Raw genomic sequence first — 16,879 nt, 5'->3', positions numbered from 1 at the left:
GTGCTCTATTTTTTAATTGTTATCGTAAATGTGTTTATTGCATTGGAACTTGATTTTGGATAAAAAGCATCATTCACACCTTCTATCAAATATTGCAAGCCAAATGTCTTTTGCTGTTCCGAGATTTCATTTAACATATTAGAGTCATCTATCGAAGAAGATGCGAAGACCCAATTTGGTGTTCTACCTACAACTTGTATTTCTAAAACTTCATTGCTTAAGTCGCTAGTCTTTAATTTCATTAAGTGAGTAAATCCCGAAAGTGAAGCATCATTTTTATTCGAGATTGTCTCTACTTCTAGCTGATAATTTGGATTGCTCAATACATAATTTGTTGTGTCTAAAAAGTAACTGGCGTCTTGTAAACTTTTACTGAAATCAACAGCTATACTGAATCCAAACAAGCCTTTATTTTGATTGTCTTTTGAAAGGGATGCATCTGCAAGTATCTTATTATTTAATTCAGCTCGGCTAAAATCTCCAATTTTTGGATTTGACAGTATTTTGTAATTTGGATTGTTTGTTTCTTTTATTGATTGTAAAATCAACCTATTTAAATAACCGCCTTTAATATTGTCCAAAATTTTCTTGTCCAAAATGGAGCTAATTTGCTGATTACTCCCAAAAATCCAAATATAATAGGGTCTTTTACCTTTGAACGGAATTGACTTATTTGTTTTATCATAATATACTCCGTCAAAATTTGATTCTAATTGAATTACTACAGCGGATAAGTCAAAATCTTTTATTTTTTCAGCAAAATCAATTTTGATTCCAACTCCCTGATTGTTTAAATAATCTTGTGCATTTACATTTTTACCGGGGCTAAAAACGAAATCAGAAATCAGAACAGCTGCGTTTTGGTCATCTACTGTATTGAGTACCGTGTTAATGATATTTTTAAGATCTGAAACACTTCTGTCTCCACCTTTTTGTCGGAAAGTAGATGGTTCTAACTTTTCAATGAAATCTTGAATATCAGCAGGTAAGGCATTTTTTTTCGAGTAAGGTATGCTGTTGTTGATGTAATTTAAGTTTAAGCTGTCGCAAACTTTGCTTATCTTAAAATCTCCTAACAGGTTGTAAATTGCGGTTTCAAAATCTGTAACTCCCGTTACGTATCCGTCCATACTTGCCGAATTTTCTAAGTAGACGTTAACATTAAATGCTGTTTGCTGGGTTTCAGATTCAGGCTGCCAAATATCAGCTTCAGTAAGATTTAGGTTTTTTGCAGAATAATATTTGAGTAGGTAAGAAACAACCTTTGAATTGTCAATATTACTGTTGTCATCTTTGAACTGGGTAAAACCACGCTCATCTGAGACGGAAATGTCTTCTATTAATGTCTCAAACTCTTTTTGGTCAATACGTTTGTCATTATTGGCAAATTCTAATGCCGTGTCATTGAATGATTGAAATTCAGATGTGCAACTGGTCAGGAGTATTAAGGAGAAAAAGATAATTAAAACCGTCTTTCTTCGGTTATTTATTTGTCCTGCCACTTTTAAAAGTGTCAGTTGGAATAACCTTTTTTCAATTGTGGCTGTCTTTGTTAGCTCCATATTTATTTCCGCTTATTTAAGTTTCTAAAAGTACAATTCATTCTACTTCTTTTTTTATGGTTTTCCTCATTCTGTTCGTTTTCTTTGGTGCGTTGGCAAAAAACAGCTCTTTTGGTTTTTTTTGCGCTGGCTTTCGTGTCGGCAAAAAACCAAATGTGCTGTTTGTGCGGCTGGCTTTCTTTAATTGGGCATAACGTTGATGTGTATGAGCCGTTGCGTGTCTCAAACACGAACCATTAAAGATACAAAACTACGCTGGAAAATTCCCAAGAATTTTCCAGATGAGCACAGACCTAGCAATGGTTTATACACGGTGTTGTACACTGGCTTTTTTCCTACGTATAATTATTCTTATCAGACTCGGAATGATTGATAAAATAGCACTTGTTCCAATAATCAGTCCGTAGTTTATTTCATTCCAATGTAAATTTCTAATTCCGTTGTCACAAGCTGTACATTCCACAACTTTCATATTTGCGATAGTTGCTGAAATTCCGATTAATATTATGCCGAAAATCAGAATACTTATTACTACATTTTTTAACATTTGATTGACTTCTTGATTCAGATTTTCGAGTGTCAAAATCAGAAATCCAATTCCGAATGTAGTAAAGTAAAGTTTGTTTGAGAAAACATAAAAATTCTTTCCTATAAATTTTATATTATCAGAAGTTGACCACTGAAAAATATCTTGAATTAAGTTACGAAAAAAAGATTCGGAATAGTATGCGATTCCAATTCCGATTATAAATGCTAAAATTCCAATTAGTATCTTTTTTATCAATTTGAGTTCGGTTTTTAGCTGGTGTACAACATCCGTATAAACCCCACATCCCACTCGTTAATATGGTTTATATCGCTTATGTGCAAATCTCTGGCTTGGATTCTTCAAATATATCTATTCCGTAGAGATTATCCAATCGGCTTTTCAGGTTTTGTCGTTGGTGCAAATGGATGGATGTAAATTTCTGCTGTCATGAACCAAGGTATAATGGGAAGGGCAAGTTGCGCGATAGCGATTATGACGGGTAGTGAATGTTTCGTAGAATCTCTACCAGTGCATTGACGCATTATTACTATGCGAAATCTTGAAAGGTAAATGCAAAGCGAGCTCTCACCAAAAGTAAATGAAAACGAGCGAATTCAGCCGGGCGGGATAAGTAAGGTTTTCTATTGAGAATAAACATTATCCAAAATCACCAACAAAAAATAGAGCCCGATAATTTCTTATCGGGCTCATAGTTTTGGTCAGGGCCGTTAGTCAATGAAATCGCAATGCATTTCTCAATACGGATTTACCGGTGCTTCTTCCCAGTTTTGATCGTTGTAATTCGAATCCTGATTTGGATTGTACAAACTGTTGTCTGAAGGAATATACTCTCCTTGTCCATTCATCCAGTATTGGTTTGAATAACCTTCTACCTGATATTGCTGGCCATTATTCGGATCTGTAACATTTTGTGTTTCATTAATGCTGTTAATTGTTTGGTTTTGCATTCTATCTTGAGATGCAGAGCGGCTATTGTATGCATCCATAGATGATTTGTTCCAAGCATCTGAAGCGCTTTGGTGAGCACGCTGCTGTGCCTCAAAATTAGCCTGGTTATTTTGCAATCTTTGGTTGTTCGCTGCCATACTTTGATTTGCTTTGGCGGCTTCTCGCTGATTGTTAGACGCAATTGTTTGTTGGTTATACTGTGTATTTACCAATCCATATATATAGGTTTTCTTTGCATTTTCGAAAGCTGCCGCTTTGCTTCCCAATACCTGAACAAAATAGCCCCAGTAAACCGAACCGTAGGCCACACTTTCATTGTAATGCACGATCAATGACACTTTATTTCCTTTAGTATCTTCCCAATCGCTTCCGGCAGCGAGAAATGTATTTTGTGGCTGACCTACCTGATAGAGTTTATCGTTGTAAGACTTATCTGCCTGAGCAACCTGCGGAAGTGGGTAGTTTTTGATAAATTTTAGCCCAATACCTTGTGCCATTTTTTTAAGATCCTGATTCAGTAAATTTTCAATTCCGGCAGGTTGGCGCATTTGTTGACCCGCTGCTTGATAGGACTGTTGCATAAATTGATCGTTTGAATACACAAAACTCTGATACGAATAAAAATACACCTCTATTCCATCAGGGCCGGTAATGCCGGGAGAATTTGGTTGAACGTTTGTTAGTATTTTCCAGCTGGCAGGCAGTGGAATTTGTGATAATGGTTGATTCGTTTTTGGATCCATGATCGGGTGCATTACAATATTATCGCCACCTTGGTTTTGCGCATAAGATTGCTGGCTTGCTCCATTATTACTCGTATTGTATGTATTTGGTTGACCTTGCTGCTGACCTTGCCATTGCCCTTGATTCTGACCTTGATTTTGACCTTGATTTGGATAATCAGAATAATTAGAATTAGGTTGAGCATATTGATCTTCCTGACTGTAAGAATTGTCAGAATTGCTCTGGCCGGTGCATGATGTAATTGCCATAAACAGTAGGCCGATTAAAGTGTAAGTTGATGATTTCATGAGTGCGATTTTCGTTGTTTGATAGCTTATCGAGGTATCTTTATAAAAGTGAACAGCCTTTTACAATAAGTTTATTTAAAAATCAAAACGTGCCAATGACTCCTTCACTTTTTATTGAAAAATAGCCAAGATATGGGGGTTCTACTTTAAATAAAATAGCTTAATTAGTACCCGACAAATATGATAAACCCATTCAGATCACTTCGCAAGCTCCTTCTTATCCTTTTTGGGATTATTAGTTTCGGTACTGTCGGCTACATGCTTATTGAAAATTATGAATTTAGAGATGCCCTGTATATGACCATGCAGGTAGTTTCTACAGTTGGTTTTAATGAGGTAAGACCATTTACAGGCTATGGCAAAGAATTTACCATCGTGCTGATCGTAATGAGTTTTAGTACTTTTGCTTTTGCCGTAACCTCTCTCTGGAAAATACTTTCATCAGAAAACATACAGGCATTTCTAAAATACAAATCATTGAAAAAAAAGATGGAACACCTAAGCGATCATGTTGTAATCTGTGGATATGGCCGAAATGGTGCCCAAGCAGCAAAAGTGTTGAGAGCCTATGGGCAGGAATATGTGGTGATAGAGCAGAATGAAAGTAGACTCAACGAGCTTTCACAGCAAAAAGACATTATATTTATTGAAGGAGATGCAACGGAAGACAGTGTACTTGAAAAAGCGGGAATCCTTCGCGCCCGCGGACTCATTTCTTCTCTGGAAGAAGATGCGGATAATATTTTCGTAGTTATAACAGCTCGACAGCTAAACAAAAATTTAGTGATTACGGCTCGCGCGAATGAAGAGAATACGGTAAAAAAATTAATGGCCGCAGGCGCCAATACCACCGTAACTCCCAATGTGCTGGGTGGTGGGTACATGGCGCACAACCTAATGAAACCCGGCGTTACCGAATTTATAAACCACCTCTCTGTTGGCGGCTTGAGCGAAACCATTGTTGAAGAAGTGAGCGTAAGCTTGCTTCCCAAAAATGTACACGCACTTACCATTGAAGATTTAGCTATTCAAAAAAAAACCGGCTGTAATGTTATTGGGATGAAGTCACTAAATTCTAAAATGATTATTAATCCGGCGGTTGAAACCGTGCTCCACGCCGATAGCATCTTGTTTGTTTTGGGAAATCCCGAACAAATACGCAGATTGAAGCACGAGTTTGAAGTGGAATGATTTCTGTGGGTAAGCTTATCTGAATGCATTTTGACCGCAGGTCTTCAGATCCCGCTTTGCGGGGGTGAATACCACTTACATACCACTCCCGACGGTCGACGGAGCGACGTCTTGAAGCCAAGACAGTGGCTTGATCTAAATACTTGTAGCCTGCAGCTTGCAGCAAAACTTAATAAATAACCTTCAGCGACAGGGGAACAATCTTTATCAGCAAATCTACATCCGTTCCTCTTGGCTCGCCATCAATATGGTAGATATCGGGATTGCGCACCCAGATTTCTTTTCCCTGCAGAAACCGGTAATACTTCAACTTTTCTATTTTTTTGTTGAAGAGTTTGTAGATAATACTAGGCACATAATATTTCGGAAATTTATCGAGAATACAAATATTCAGTAATCCGTCTGAAAGCGATGCCGAAGGCGCTATCCATGCATTGTTACCATACTGACCCGCATTGGCAAAATTGATTAAAAAAGCAGTGGTCTCTATCTCTTTACCATCAATTGAAAGCTGATAAGTTTTAGGTTTATAGCCCATAAAAGCACTGGCTGTAATCTGAACATAAGATAGAAATCCGCGGGTGCCGTGATTGGCAAATTGCCAGCCCACCTGGGCATCAAAGCCGAGCCCGGCTGTGGCTAAAAAGGGAGTTCCATTTATTGTTGCCGTATCAATAATCTGGGTTCTAAACTGGTTGATAGTTTGCAGGGCATCCTTCTCGTGAAGCGGAATATTCAAATGTCGCGCAAAGCCGTTGCCAGATCCTAGTGGAATAATCCCGAGCGCCACATCAGTTCCAATTAATGCCCTGCCCACTTCGTTTACAGAGCCATCGCCACCCACAGCTATTACGGCATCTACTCCGCTTTCTACCGCTTCGAGCGCTATCTCGGTGGCATGCTCGGGTCGCTGTGTCAATCGGGTTTTTACAATAAAATCTTCCCGTATTTGCTGCTCTATCAGGTCTACAAAGCCTAGCTTGCTCTTGATCCCCGAATGTGGATTGATGATAAACAGTATCTTCTTCTTGCGTTCCGCGGGCATTACGGCATTAGTTTGTTTTCAATTAAGCGGTTATTGTATTGTTGTATAATCGCTTTTATCTTTCGTTCGTATGGCTTAAAATCAGCGGAAGCTATTAAATTTTTCTGTAATTCAGGGTCTGCTTTCCAATTGTAAAATGCAATAACCTCGCTCCCATCATATTGCAAACAATAATCACCCTGTACCAATTGGTATATATTGTTGAGATAGCTGATTGAAAACGGGTCGACACTGTTCGAAAATACCGAATTACCGAAAGCTAAAACAGCTGCATCGTGTCCCAAAAAATCAACCACAGACGGAAAAATATCATTCTGCTGCATTATCCGGTCATCGCGTTGCGGATCGATATATTTCGGGCAATAGAAAAGGATGGGAATTCGGTAAATTCCCATCGACGAGCTGTAATCTGTCGTATAGCTTTGCGAAGTATGATCGGCGGTAATTACGAAAAGCGTTTCATCAAACCAGGGCATGGTAGCCGCCGTTTCAAAAAACTGCTGTAGTGAATAATCGGCGTACTCAACGCTTTTTAAAATGGGTAATGGCCCGCCTTCAAAACGGCCTTTATATGGCTCAGGAACGGTATAAGGATGGTGAGAAGACAATGTAAAAATACTGGCGAAGAATGGTTGAGGAGTGGCATTCATATCCGCGGCGCAGAATTGTAAAAAAGGTTTGTCAAAAATACCCCAGTGGCCGTCGTAATCATCCTGATTGGGATATTCGTTTCTTCCCACGTACCGCTCTGCGCCTGCCATTTGGCTGAAAGCCTGAAAGCCCATTGTACCATTTTCGCCACCGTGATAAAAAGTGGTTGCGTAACCTTGCCTTTCTAAAAATGCCGGCAAACCCTCAATTTGATTGGTGGCAAACCTTCCCGTAATATACGACGAGTTCATCAGCGTAGGTATTCCAGAAAGGATGGCCGGAAGGCTCTCAATAGATTTCTTTCCATTGGCAAATGCATTCGTAAAAACCAACCCATTATTGATCAGTGAATCTAAAAAAGGAGTGTATCCGGCATAATCGTTTAATGCACCTACGTACTCTTTCGAAAAACTTTCGGCGATAATAACCACTACATTCAGCCTTTTAATAGCACTATCTTCAGCAAAATGATGCACCGGAGAATAAATCGATTTCAGCTCATCTGCGGGAAAATAATCTACCCGTTCTATATCCTCTTTATAAGCCGATTTTATAATTGTAAAAGGCGTATTGAGCACAATAGATACATTTTTAGCTTTCGCGTAAGCGCTGGCATTTACCACATTAAGCGGACGGTATTGTAAGCCGCCACGCACGCCGGGCGCATAAATGAGCAATAAAATAAGAAAAAACAAAAGCGATTGACCAACAGAAAGTGCACTCGTTTTAAATCGCCTAAGCTTCTCATACCCTTTGGCGATGAGCCAAAATAATATCACCGCCACCGCTATAATGTACCAGTAGTCAACAAAAAATGCGACAAAAAGATTGCCAATATCTTGCGCTATTCCTTTGGTGGTAAACAAGTCGGCAGTAGTGCGCTTTAGCGTAAACTTATAATACTCAAAATCTATGGCATTCAGCGCAATAGCCAACCCCGAGCTCAGCAAAAAGAAAACCTTTAAAATCGCAGATTGCCTATGAAAAAGAAAAGGAAAAAGCAGTAAAAACGGGGCGTATAAAAGAGTAATTGTCAGCCAGTCGAACCTAATGCCACCAATAAAGTTGATGAGCTGGGTATCTGGAAAATAACTGTGATTGAATGCAAAAAACAGCAGCCTAAGCACAGAAAAAAGCAGAAATACCAATCCGAAGTGAAGCAGAAAAAAGAGAAATGCCCGACCGATTTTTTTCATTCGTGCAAATATACAGAAGCCCACGAGTAAATAAAGAGGGGCTAAAAGAGTTAATTAACACCACTTCAGATTAGTGACGGCAGTGTATCGGTATTGTTAATAAATGGTGTAAGTGAGATTATCAACAAAGGCATTTCGCTTTTCGGGATTCCATAAGAATATTTTAAACTTAACATTTGCACGCAGGTCGAGTTGATAGAGCGGTATCAAAATTTCAGCTCGTTCCCATCCATCTCCGAGATCATTCGATTTCTCCCATGTTACGGATCGCCAATTTAAAAGATTTCCAGACCGCCCGTTGATTACTGACACTACATGCAGGTTGCGAAGTGAATCTACAAAATACGCATCTGAACTTATTCTAAGGTAACCAGGTTGATTGCCAAAACGCGTTTCAATTGTATCTAATTTTAAAAGAAAAGCCTCCGCCGTACTCCACAGCGGGTGATATATGATAGGAATAACCGCCATTGTAACCAACAGAATCAGTCAGATTTTCAATATTATAATTTTCAATAGACGAATCTCCCGGATTGAAACTTATGCTTTGATGATAAAACGGAATTAAATCACTATAATCTACTGAAACCTGCTTGTTGCCATTGAATTTACCATAAAGAAAATTCCACCAGTTCTCATGATCGGAATCTAAGTCGGAGTGAAATGTAGTAAATGGATAAACCGAATAGGCCGGTACTTTACAAATTGTATTGGTGCAACTCAAAAGCGATTGGGTTCGGTGATTATATTGCTCTTCAAATTCTTTCGCACTTCCAGAAAACAAATCGGCATAAGCTCTTTGGGTATTATTAGATCCTGAAAAAAGAAAAATACAAATTAAAAACCCTATAGAGCCCAAGTTGATACGCGAGGTAGGTGAAAATGATTTTAACGAGAAAATCAATGGAGATAAAATACGTCCAATCACAATAGTGCAAAGCACCAAAATCCATAGATTAAAATTTTGGGTGCGCAGTGGTGCAGCCATTTTGTAGATATAGTAGCCGGGAAAAATAACACTGAAAATTAGTACAAATAATAAAGCAATTGTAATGAATAGATGCCCCCATTTTACATTTGTTCTTTCAGGCCTTGCAAAATAAAGCATGCTTAAAGCCAAAAGCGGTAAAACAGGAATCCAGAGATACTGACCAACAAAAATTGTAAGATCATTAAATGAGAGCGAGAAAGCTTCACTAAGTTGGTCAATACTTCTTTTAGCAAGATTGTTCTCAGCTCTTAGATTATTGCCGGGAGCAAAAACCATCAACGCGCTACCTAGAGCCGTGGTAATAAGAAGTAGGAATCGTCCATTATAAATTACTTTATGTTGAAACAAAGAAAACAAATAATAGAGCGTAACTGAAATTGCGGTAACAACCATCACTACTTCGTTGCTTCCTACAACCACAAAAGCCAGAACACACATGGTTAACCAAACCTTGGTAGTTGTATGGCTTGCATCTTCAACACGAATAGCAATACCTAATAAATAAGTCGCTAAAACACTCGCCAGCTGGTATGTAACGCTTCCGGGAAACCAATAATACGCCTCAGTAATATCGGGTAAAAAAAGCAGATATGATAAAGTTGCGGCTAAAGCCATTAAAAAGACATGCCATTTGCGACCGTTAGAATTCAGACTGCGAATAACAAAATAGATACTGTGCAGAGAACCCGATAGAACCACCAAACTAAAAAGATGATACAAGGTGAAATTGGTGATGAGGGCAGGCAAAAAACTCAAAATAGCCGTAGCAAAATAGCGACCGGTCCAAGTAGTGTACCAATGAATTTGAGCACCTATGTAGCCATAACTTTCAGCAATATTGGCGTAGCTAAAATCGTCTACAGATGGGAAACAGTAAAAGCACAATATTAAAAAAGGAATAAGACAAGCCAAAAGCAATATCGGGGCGAGCACCCCAATAATTTTTTTCGTTTTCATTGCATCAAAAATTCAGAAGCCCGTTCAACTATGAGAAAAACATAATGGAATTGCTATTTACTCTTCCACCTTTTCAAAAACCGGCTCAACCTCAAAACCCGCTGCGCGCAATAAATAAATTAATCCCGACTTACCGGCAAGATGTCCTGAACCCACCGCAAAAAATGATCTATTCTCTTGTAAAATATATTCAATCAACGGCACCCAATTTTTATTTCTATCCGTTATCATAACCTTCTTTTCTTCTTCGCTATGCATATTTTCATCAAGCAATTCGCTTAAATCTGTCAGGCGCTCTCCTTTATATGCCGAAACCATTTCTCCAAAAAGCGCTTTGGTTTTTTCGCTCTCGTCTACAAGCTCCATCAGGTATTTTGCCTGCTCTTTGTACGACATTTTATCGAGCATATCCATTTGCTGCGAAATGCTTTCCAGTCCCAAAATTTTCATGCTATCGTTTACCGCCATCTGCGTAAGCACCAAATCATAACTCGCCGGTGCGCCGTCAATAAAATAATTCATAATCGCGATAGACGTCACAAAAGGTTTTTTATCGTTATAGAGACTCAGGCTCTGTCCGGTGCCTTCCAGCATAAAACCATTTAGCGAAGCATACTCTTTTTTACTCAGCAATTTTTCCAGCGTCATTCCATCCTTCATCGTCATTCTACTCATCATTTCGCCTACCATATCCGGGTTAGAAAGATCTACTTCCGTAACCAGCGCCTCGCTTTTATACAGGGCATCAACCACCTTGTCGCTCATCGAAAAGTCCTTCTGCGAAATCTGGTGTATCGTACCAAAAAGGTAAGAAGTATCGGCCGGAGCTTTTGGATTTACAATACTCCAAAGCATACTGTCATCCAGTTTAGAATCTTGAGCAGTAACTTCTTGCGCACATACAAATGCGGCAATCGAGAGCAAAGCGGCACTAAAAATAATTTTTTTCATATTCCCGTTTTAAAGCTCAAATGTATGCATTCTAGCCATGCAGCTCAAGGTGGTTTCAAATAAATTTTTGGGCGTGATCCCCGGCCTCATTCTTAAGTCTCTTATTTTTATAATAATTTATTCTATCCCTCTCTGGCCCTCGTTAGTTCAAGCCGGCGGTCGGCCTACCTGCTTTATCTTTCGTGCGGCGTTGCGGGGTGCATATGTGCAAAAACGAGTTTCCTCCGGTCACTGTTTTTGCACAATGCACCAAAAACGCAACCCCACATAAAAGGATGCCGCAGTACGTCCTCACGCAACCGCAGGCAGAAATTATCGCCAATGCCTCGATTACAATCTTTCACTTTCCATTTAACCCCCAACGCGTATATTTAGCAAATCGTAAAAGCTACCAACATATCAAAGTCATTTGGCGATGTACACGCCGTTTCTGACGTTTCATTTTCTGTAAACGCAGGCGAAATGCTCTGTATAATTGGCGCAAGCGGAAGTGGAAAAAGCACTCTCCTGCGATTGATCAATAGAATGTACGAGGTTGATTCAGGGCAGATTGCCGTTTTTGACCAGAATATAAAAAATAGCTCGTCAACCCTTTTGCGCCGAAAAATTGGATATGTTTTGCAGCAACCCGGCTTATTTCCGCATTGGACAGTTGGCAAAAATATTGGGCTCGTACCCCGACTTAATAACCAACCTGAAAGCGTAATAGAAAGCCGCGTAGATGAACTTTTAAACCTCGTTCACATGCCTCCAAATATTTACCGAAACCGGTATCCGGCAGAGTTGAGCGGTGGACAGCAACAACGCGTGGGTATTGCCAGGGCATTGGCTGCAAAGCCCCAACTTATGCTCTTTGACGAACCCTTCTCTGCGCTCGATCCCATAACGCGGGCAGAGCTGCAATCTGAAGTGAAAAACCTGAAAGTAAAGCTTAACCTCACAGGTATTTTTGTAACACACGATGTACGCGAAGCATTTGCCCTGGGCGATAAAATTATTATACTCAATGAAGGCAAAGTTGTGCAAACCGGAACTCCAGATGAAATAAAAGCAAATCCCAAAAACGAATACGTAAGGCAATTTATAGGAGATGAGGCCGATGCGTAAAATTCTCATTTTATTTTCTTTAATTCTGATCTCGGGCACACTCTACAGCCAAACCATCTCCATTGGCTCCAAACTACACGGCGAGTCTCGGCTACTTGCAGAAATAATGGCTCAAACCATTGAGCAAAACACCGATCTAACAGTTAAAAGAAGGCTTGGCCTCGGCGGCACACTCATCTGCTTTGAGGCACTGCGCACCGCCGAAATAGACATCTATCCAGAATATACCGGCACCGCGCTTACAGCTATTTTGCACCGCGATGCCGTAGGGTTATCAACCGACGAGGTCGCCAGCCAGGTCTCTGATGGATTAAAAACAGAGTATTCCATTATCGCAGGCAAGTCCTTTGGCTTTAACAATACCTATGTAATCGTTGCCAGACCCGGGCTCGAACTCACCAAACTATCAGATCTCAAAAACCGAACAGATTTAAAACCCGGTTTTAGCAATGAGTTTATTGAACGATCCGATGGATTCATCGGTTTAAACAAATATTACAATCTGGGACTTGAAAAACCGCGTGGCATTGATCACGGACTGGCTTACAAAGCCCTTTCCGAGAAGCAAATAGATCTCACCGACGCGTACAGCACCGATGGACGTTTGAGCAACTACAATTTTCAACTTCTCACCGATGATCAAAAATTCTTTCCACCATACTATGCTATTCCGCTTATAAACGAAAATACGGCCGCTGAGTATCCGGAAATCTTGAAAGCGCTAAAAAAACTCGAAGGAATTCTCGATGAGAAAACCATGCAACAACTCAATTATGCGTACGAAGTAGAGCATAAGCCACTTACTGAAGTTGCGAATATCTTTCTTACTGCAAAGGGAATTATTTCTGAAAAGCCGGGCACTATTTCCGTACATCCCCTTTTGCGCCAGCTTATTGAACATATTGAACTTACTTTTCTAGCAACACTTTTAGCAATCTTACTCGCAGTGCCGCTTGCTATATACATTAGCAATAAAAAGCGCATTGCCGGATTCTTTCTCGCCGCTACCGGCGTGCTGCAAACAATACCCAGTCTGGCGCTTTTGGGCTTTATGATTCCGCTTTTCGGAATAGGTTTTACACCAGCCATTATCGCTCTTTTTCTGTATGCGCTTCTTCCCATTTTAAGAAATACCTATACCGGTCTCAATGCCACAGATCCCTTACTTATTGAAGCCGGAAGAGCTATGGGAATGACCAAAACTCAAATTCTGATTCAAGTGCGCTTGCCCCTCGCCATGGACACAATAATGGCCGGAATTCGCACCGCTCTCATTATCAATATCGGCACAGCAACCCTCGCCGCATTTATTGGCGCCGGCGGATTGGGCGAATCGATAATTACAGGAATCACTTTAAATGACAATGCATTGATTTTGCGCGGAGCCATCCCGGCAGCAATTCTCGCTCTTGTAGCAGATCAGGGAATGGCGCTGGTAGAAAAAGCCGTAAGACCAAAAGGAATCGCAGAAGTTTAATGCCTCCAGTTTCGTCGTTCACCTGAAAAAAGTACTATAATAAGGCCAACTTGAAACCCAAAATTGACGCAATAATCGTCTCACTGCGATTTGCCAGACCAGGACAAGCAGCCTGATATTCAAGCCCAGGAAACGCCATACCACCTTTTACGCATAAATTTAAATATCAAACTAAAATGTACTTGGCAGTTAAGCTATGAGCCGCTAAAATTTAGAATAGATTATGCAATTTGTGATTTACTTTCTTGATCAAAATACAAGTAAACCGAAAGAATATTAATACTTTCGAGACCTCATAAAAAAACGAATATGAAATCATTCTTTCTCAGCCTTGCAGTAATGTTTTGCCTTTCGGCAAATGCACAAATCTATTTACGCAATTACGAAGTATCGTCAAGCGATAAGGTAGTGGGCGGCATTACCGCAACACGCACCCCCGAAGGCGATTACGTAAGGTACGATGTTTCATCTGAAGTATCTATGCGTATTTTATTTGAGGTAAATGTGTCTTATAAGGTTCAGGCTATTTATAAAAGTGGAATTCTAGTTTCATCATCTGCAACCATCTATTTAAATGGAAATGTACAGAATAATGTAAACTGCGAGCGTACCGGAGATCATTATACCGTGGTGGCAGATGGGCATACTACCAGAATTTACGAAGATATCAAATGGTCGTCGGCTCTGCTCTATTTCAATAAACCCAAAGACACCCGAAAGATTTTTTCGGAAACTGAAGGAGCTTTTAAAGACCTTTCGGAAACAGCCGATGGAAAGTTTAAATTGAAAGATTCCGAAAAGGAAAGCAATGTAAATACCTACACCTTTTCTTCAGACCAAGGTTTGCAAACTATCATTATTGAACGCTCATTGCTGCCCACATTAAAAGTTACCGGAGTACGGCAGGTTAAGCTAGATAAGGACAAACCGGAAGAGGAAGTGGAATCTGAAAAATAGCCGCTTATGGATTTTAAAGACAAGCATATTTTAATCACCGGAGCCACTGCCGGTATCGGAAAAGCATTGCTTGAAGAATTGATGAACCGTGGCGCTGATAAAATTGCAGTTTTAGCCAGAAATCAGGAAAAACTCGATGCTTTAAAAACCGAATTTCCAAAAGTTGAAATTCTGGCTGTATCGGCCGATGTTTCAAACCCAAAAGATCTGGACAGAGCCATATCAGAAATCGAGAAAACCTGGGGTGCGCTTGATATTCTCATTAACAATGCCGGGGTGGTGAGCGCCGGAGCATTGGAAGATATAAGCGATGAAGATATTGTAAATCAGGTTGCCATAAATTTAACGGGGCCTATTTTGCTCACCAAGAAATGCCTTCACCTTCTCAAAAAGTCAAACGAAGGAGCTATTGTCAACGTATCATCCGGTCTTGGATTTATTGCCTGGCCTTTTTACAACGTTTACGCTGCCACAAAAGCAGGAATCAGACAATTTTCTGACGCGCTGCGCCGCGATCTCTATCAATATCCGCTGCATATTATGACCATTTATCCCACTGCCACCGAAACCCCTATGATGAAAAATGCCGCTGTGGAAAATATGGACGACCCTAAAATGGTTGCTCGTGTATCTTTAGACGGCCTAATTAACAAAGAACATCATGTGATTTTTGGAGGTGAGCAACGATTAATTGATATTGAACTCAACCACAGCGATCCCGATGTTATTGACCGCAAGGCCATTGAGCGATATGATGCGCTGCGAGAGCGCACTGAAAAGCATCGGGCGATGTAGTTGGTATTTGTTGATTGGTTTTTGGTGATTGGTTTTTTGTTTTTTGTTTTTGGAGATGCCATCATTGCTGCAACGGTGGTAGTTTTTTTTGACAAGAATCGTAAGTTCGCGTATCTTTCCGAACTAAACATCAGGTTATTTTATGAAAAATTTTTTAAAACTGTGCTTGGTCGCGATAGCTTGTGCCACACTCGTCTCTTGTAACAATATCAATTTTAGCAATACTTCTGATGAGGCCAACACCCAAGACTCATTAATAACCGCAACAGATGGAGTAGAAATTTTCTATACCGAAAAAGGCAGCGGCCCGCTTACACTTTTTTTTGTGCATGGTTGGTGCATTGATCAAACCTATTGGAAAGAGCAGATCACTATTTTCTCTAAAGATTATCAAACCGTGGCTATCGATCTCCCAGGGTTTGGCAAGTCCGGAAAAGACCGAAAATTATACAGTATAGAATCTTATGCCAATGATGTAAACACCGTTATTGAAAAACTGAATTTACAGAATGTGGTTTTAATTGGCCATTCTATGGCGGGAGATATCATTTTGGAAGCTACCCACGAAAACAAAAATATTAAAGCGTTGATTGGTGTGGATAATTTTAAAGATGTAGATCAACAGCTAAACGATGAAATGAAAGCCGAGATTGACAGGTTTATGATTATGCTTCAGGAGCAATATACCGAGATTGCTCCCGCGTATGCTGAACAATCACTTTTTCATTCAGAGACCGACAGCGTGGTGAAACAGAAAGTGCTAAACGATATCAAAACTGCCAATCCGCACATTTCAACTTCTGTTTTACAGGCTGTTTTTGACTATGGTCCCAAAGAAAAAGAACGGCTAGCAGAGATTGACAAAAAGCTGTTTTTAATCAATTCGGTTTTGCCAAAAACCAATGAGAAAAATCTGGCATCAACCGGCGTGGTCTATAAAGTTTTAGAAATAAAAGGTACAGGCCACTACCCAATGACCGAAAATCCAAGAGCATTTAATATAAAATTACAGGAAGTACTTCACGAATTAAACCCGTGAACTGACAGGGTTAACCCCCGAGCCAACTTCTCCCTGTCAATGACCATGAACTGACAGGGTTAACCCCCGAGCCAACTTCTCCCTGTCAGTGATATGGGTACGAGATAGGGATGTCTTTTTGAGCAGGGTGGGTCTATTTCATTAACGCAGAATATCACTCGGTGAACTGACAGGGTTAACCCCGAGTTAACTTCTCCCTGTCAGTGATATGGGTACGAGATAGGGATGTCTTTTTGAGCAGGGTGGGTCTATTTCATTAACGCAGAATATCACTCGGTGAACTGACAGGGTTAACCCCCGAGCCAACTTCTCCCTGTCAGTGATATGGGTACGAGATAGGGATGTCTTTTTGAGCAGGGTGGGTCTATTTCATTAACGCAGAATATCACTCGGTGAACTGACAGGGTTAACCCCGAGTTAACTTCTCCCTG

The 16,879-nt window shown here is 40.2% G+C and carries 14 protein-coding genes; 6 read left to right on the top strand and 8 right to left on the bottom strand.

The features are described 5' to 3' along the window. Window positions 1–5: 5 nt before the first annotated feature. From G3O08_RS17985 to G3O08_RS17975, 3 genes are all read right to left on the bottom strand, one after another. Window positions 6–1,562, bottom strand: a complete 1,557-nt coding sequence (locus G3O08_RS17985) for a hypothetical protein (RefSeq protein ID WP_163286847.1) — start codon at window positions 1,560–1,562, stop codon at window positions 6–8. 304 nt (window positions 1,563–1,866) lie between these two features. Then, window positions 1,867–2,346: a hypothetical protein gene (locus G3O08_RS17980; protein ID WP_163286846.1), complete on the bottom strand. Its 480-nt coding sequence runs from the start codon at window positions 2,344–2,346 to the stop codon at window positions 1,867–1,869. 500 nt (window positions 2,347–2,846) lie between these two features. After that, window positions 2,847–4,091, bottom strand: coding sequence for a hypothetical protein (locus G3O08_RS17975; protein ID WP_163286845.1), 1,245 nt, complete (start codon window positions 4,089–4,091; stop codon window positions 2,847–2,849). A gap of 180 nt (window positions 4,092–4,271) precedes the next feature. Between G3O08_RS17975 and G3O08_RS17970 the strand changes: the two genes are divergently transcribed. Next, a complete protein-coding gene (locus tag G3O08_RS17970; protein WP_163286844.1) occupies window positions 4,272–5,282 on the top strand; it encodes a potassium channel family protein in 1,011 nt (336 codons plus the stop codon). A 169-nt stretch (window positions 5,283–5,451) separates the two neighbouring features. Here G3O08_RS17970 and G3O08_RS17965 read toward each other — a convergent pair whose 3' ends face one another. The 5 genes from G3O08_RS17965 to G3O08_RS17945 all read right to left on the bottom strand — a co-directional run bounded on the left by G3O08_RS17965 (window position 5,452) and on the right by G3O08_RS17945 (window position 11,073). Continuing rightward, complete coding sequence (locus tag G3O08_RS17965; RefSeq protein WP_163286843.1) at window positions 5,452–6,327, bottom strand: diacylglycerol/lipid kinase family protein; 876 nt, start codon at window positions 6,325–6,327, stop codon at window positions 5,452–5,454. Beyond that, a complete protein-coding gene (locus G3O08_RS17960; RefSeq protein WP_163286842.1) occupies window positions 6,327–8,174 on the bottom strand; it encodes an LTA synthase family protein in 1,848 nt (615 codons plus the stop codon). Before G3O08_RS17960 ends, G3O08_RS17965 begins: the two co-directional genes overlap by 1 nt. A 96-nt stretch (window positions 8,175–8,270) precedes the next feature. After that, entirely contained in the window at window positions 8,271–8,486 is a 216-nt protein-coding gene (locus G3O08_RS17955) for a hypothetical protein (RefSeq protein ID WP_163286841.1), read from the bottom strand. A gap of 82 nt (window positions 8,487–8,568) precedes the next feature. Further along, complete coding sequence (locus G3O08_RS17950; RefSeq protein WP_163286840.1) at window positions 8,569–10,122, bottom strand: DUF6056 family protein; 1,554 nt, start codon at window positions 10,120–10,122, stop codon at window positions 8,569–8,571. 57 nt (window positions 10,123–10,179) lie between these two features. After that, window positions 10,180–11,073, bottom strand: coding sequence for a TraB/GumN family protein (locus tag G3O08_RS17945; protein ID WP_163286839.1), 894 nt, complete (start codon window positions 11,071–11,073; stop codon window positions 10,180–10,182). A 378-nt stretch (window positions 11,074–11,451) separates the two neighbouring features. On the opposite strand from G3O08_RS17945, the gene G3O08_RS17940 reads away from it, so the two are divergent. The 5 genes from G3O08_RS17940 to G3O08_RS17920 all read left to right on the top strand — a co-directional run bounded on the left by G3O08_RS17940 (window position 11,452) and on the right by G3O08_RS17920 (window position 16,448). Next, entirely contained in the window at window positions 11,452–12,180 is a 729-nt protein-coding gene (locus tag G3O08_RS17940) for an ABC transporter ATP-binding protein (protein WP_317164104.1), read from the top strand. Then, window positions 12,173–13,657, top strand: coding sequence for a glycine betaine ABC transporter substrate-binding protein (locus G3O08_RS21780; RefSeq protein WP_163286837.1), 1,485 nt, complete (start codon window positions 12,173–12,175; stop codon window positions 13,655–13,657). Before G3O08_RS17940 ends, G3O08_RS21780 begins: the two co-directional genes overlap by 8 nt. Before the next feature lie 309 nt (window positions 13,658–13,966). After that, on the top strand, window positions 13,967–14,614 hold the full coding sequence (locus G3O08_RS17930; RefSeq protein WP_163286836.1) for a DUF6134 family protein: 648 nt from the start codon (window positions 13,967–13,969) through the stop codon (window positions 14,612–14,614). A gap of 6 nt (window positions 14,615–14,620) precedes the next feature. Then, a complete protein-coding gene (locus tag G3O08_RS17925; protein WP_163286835.1) occupies window positions 14,621–15,409 on the top strand; it encodes an SDR family NAD(P)-dependent oxidoreductase in 789 nt (262 codons plus the stop codon). Window positions 15,410–15,551: 142 nt separating this feature from the next. After that, window positions 15,552–16,448 (top strand): alpha/beta fold hydrolase, encoded by an 897-nt coding sequence (locus tag G3O08_RS17920; RefSeq protein ID WP_163286834.1) that lies wholly within the window; start codon window positions 15,552–15,554, stop codon window positions 16,446–16,448. The last annotated feature ends 431 nt before the right edge of the window (window positions 16,449–16,879 follow it).

Origin of the sequence: Cryomorpha ignava (assembly GCF_010686655.1) — a bacterium.
In the GTDB taxonomy this organism is placed as follows: domain Bacteria; phylum Bacteroidota; class Bacteroidia; order Flavobacteriales_D; family Cryomorphaceae; genus Cryomorpha; species Cryomorpha ignava.
Note: the sequence above shows the minus strand (reverse complement) of the source record. Positions and strands in the feature narration are given on the sequence as shown.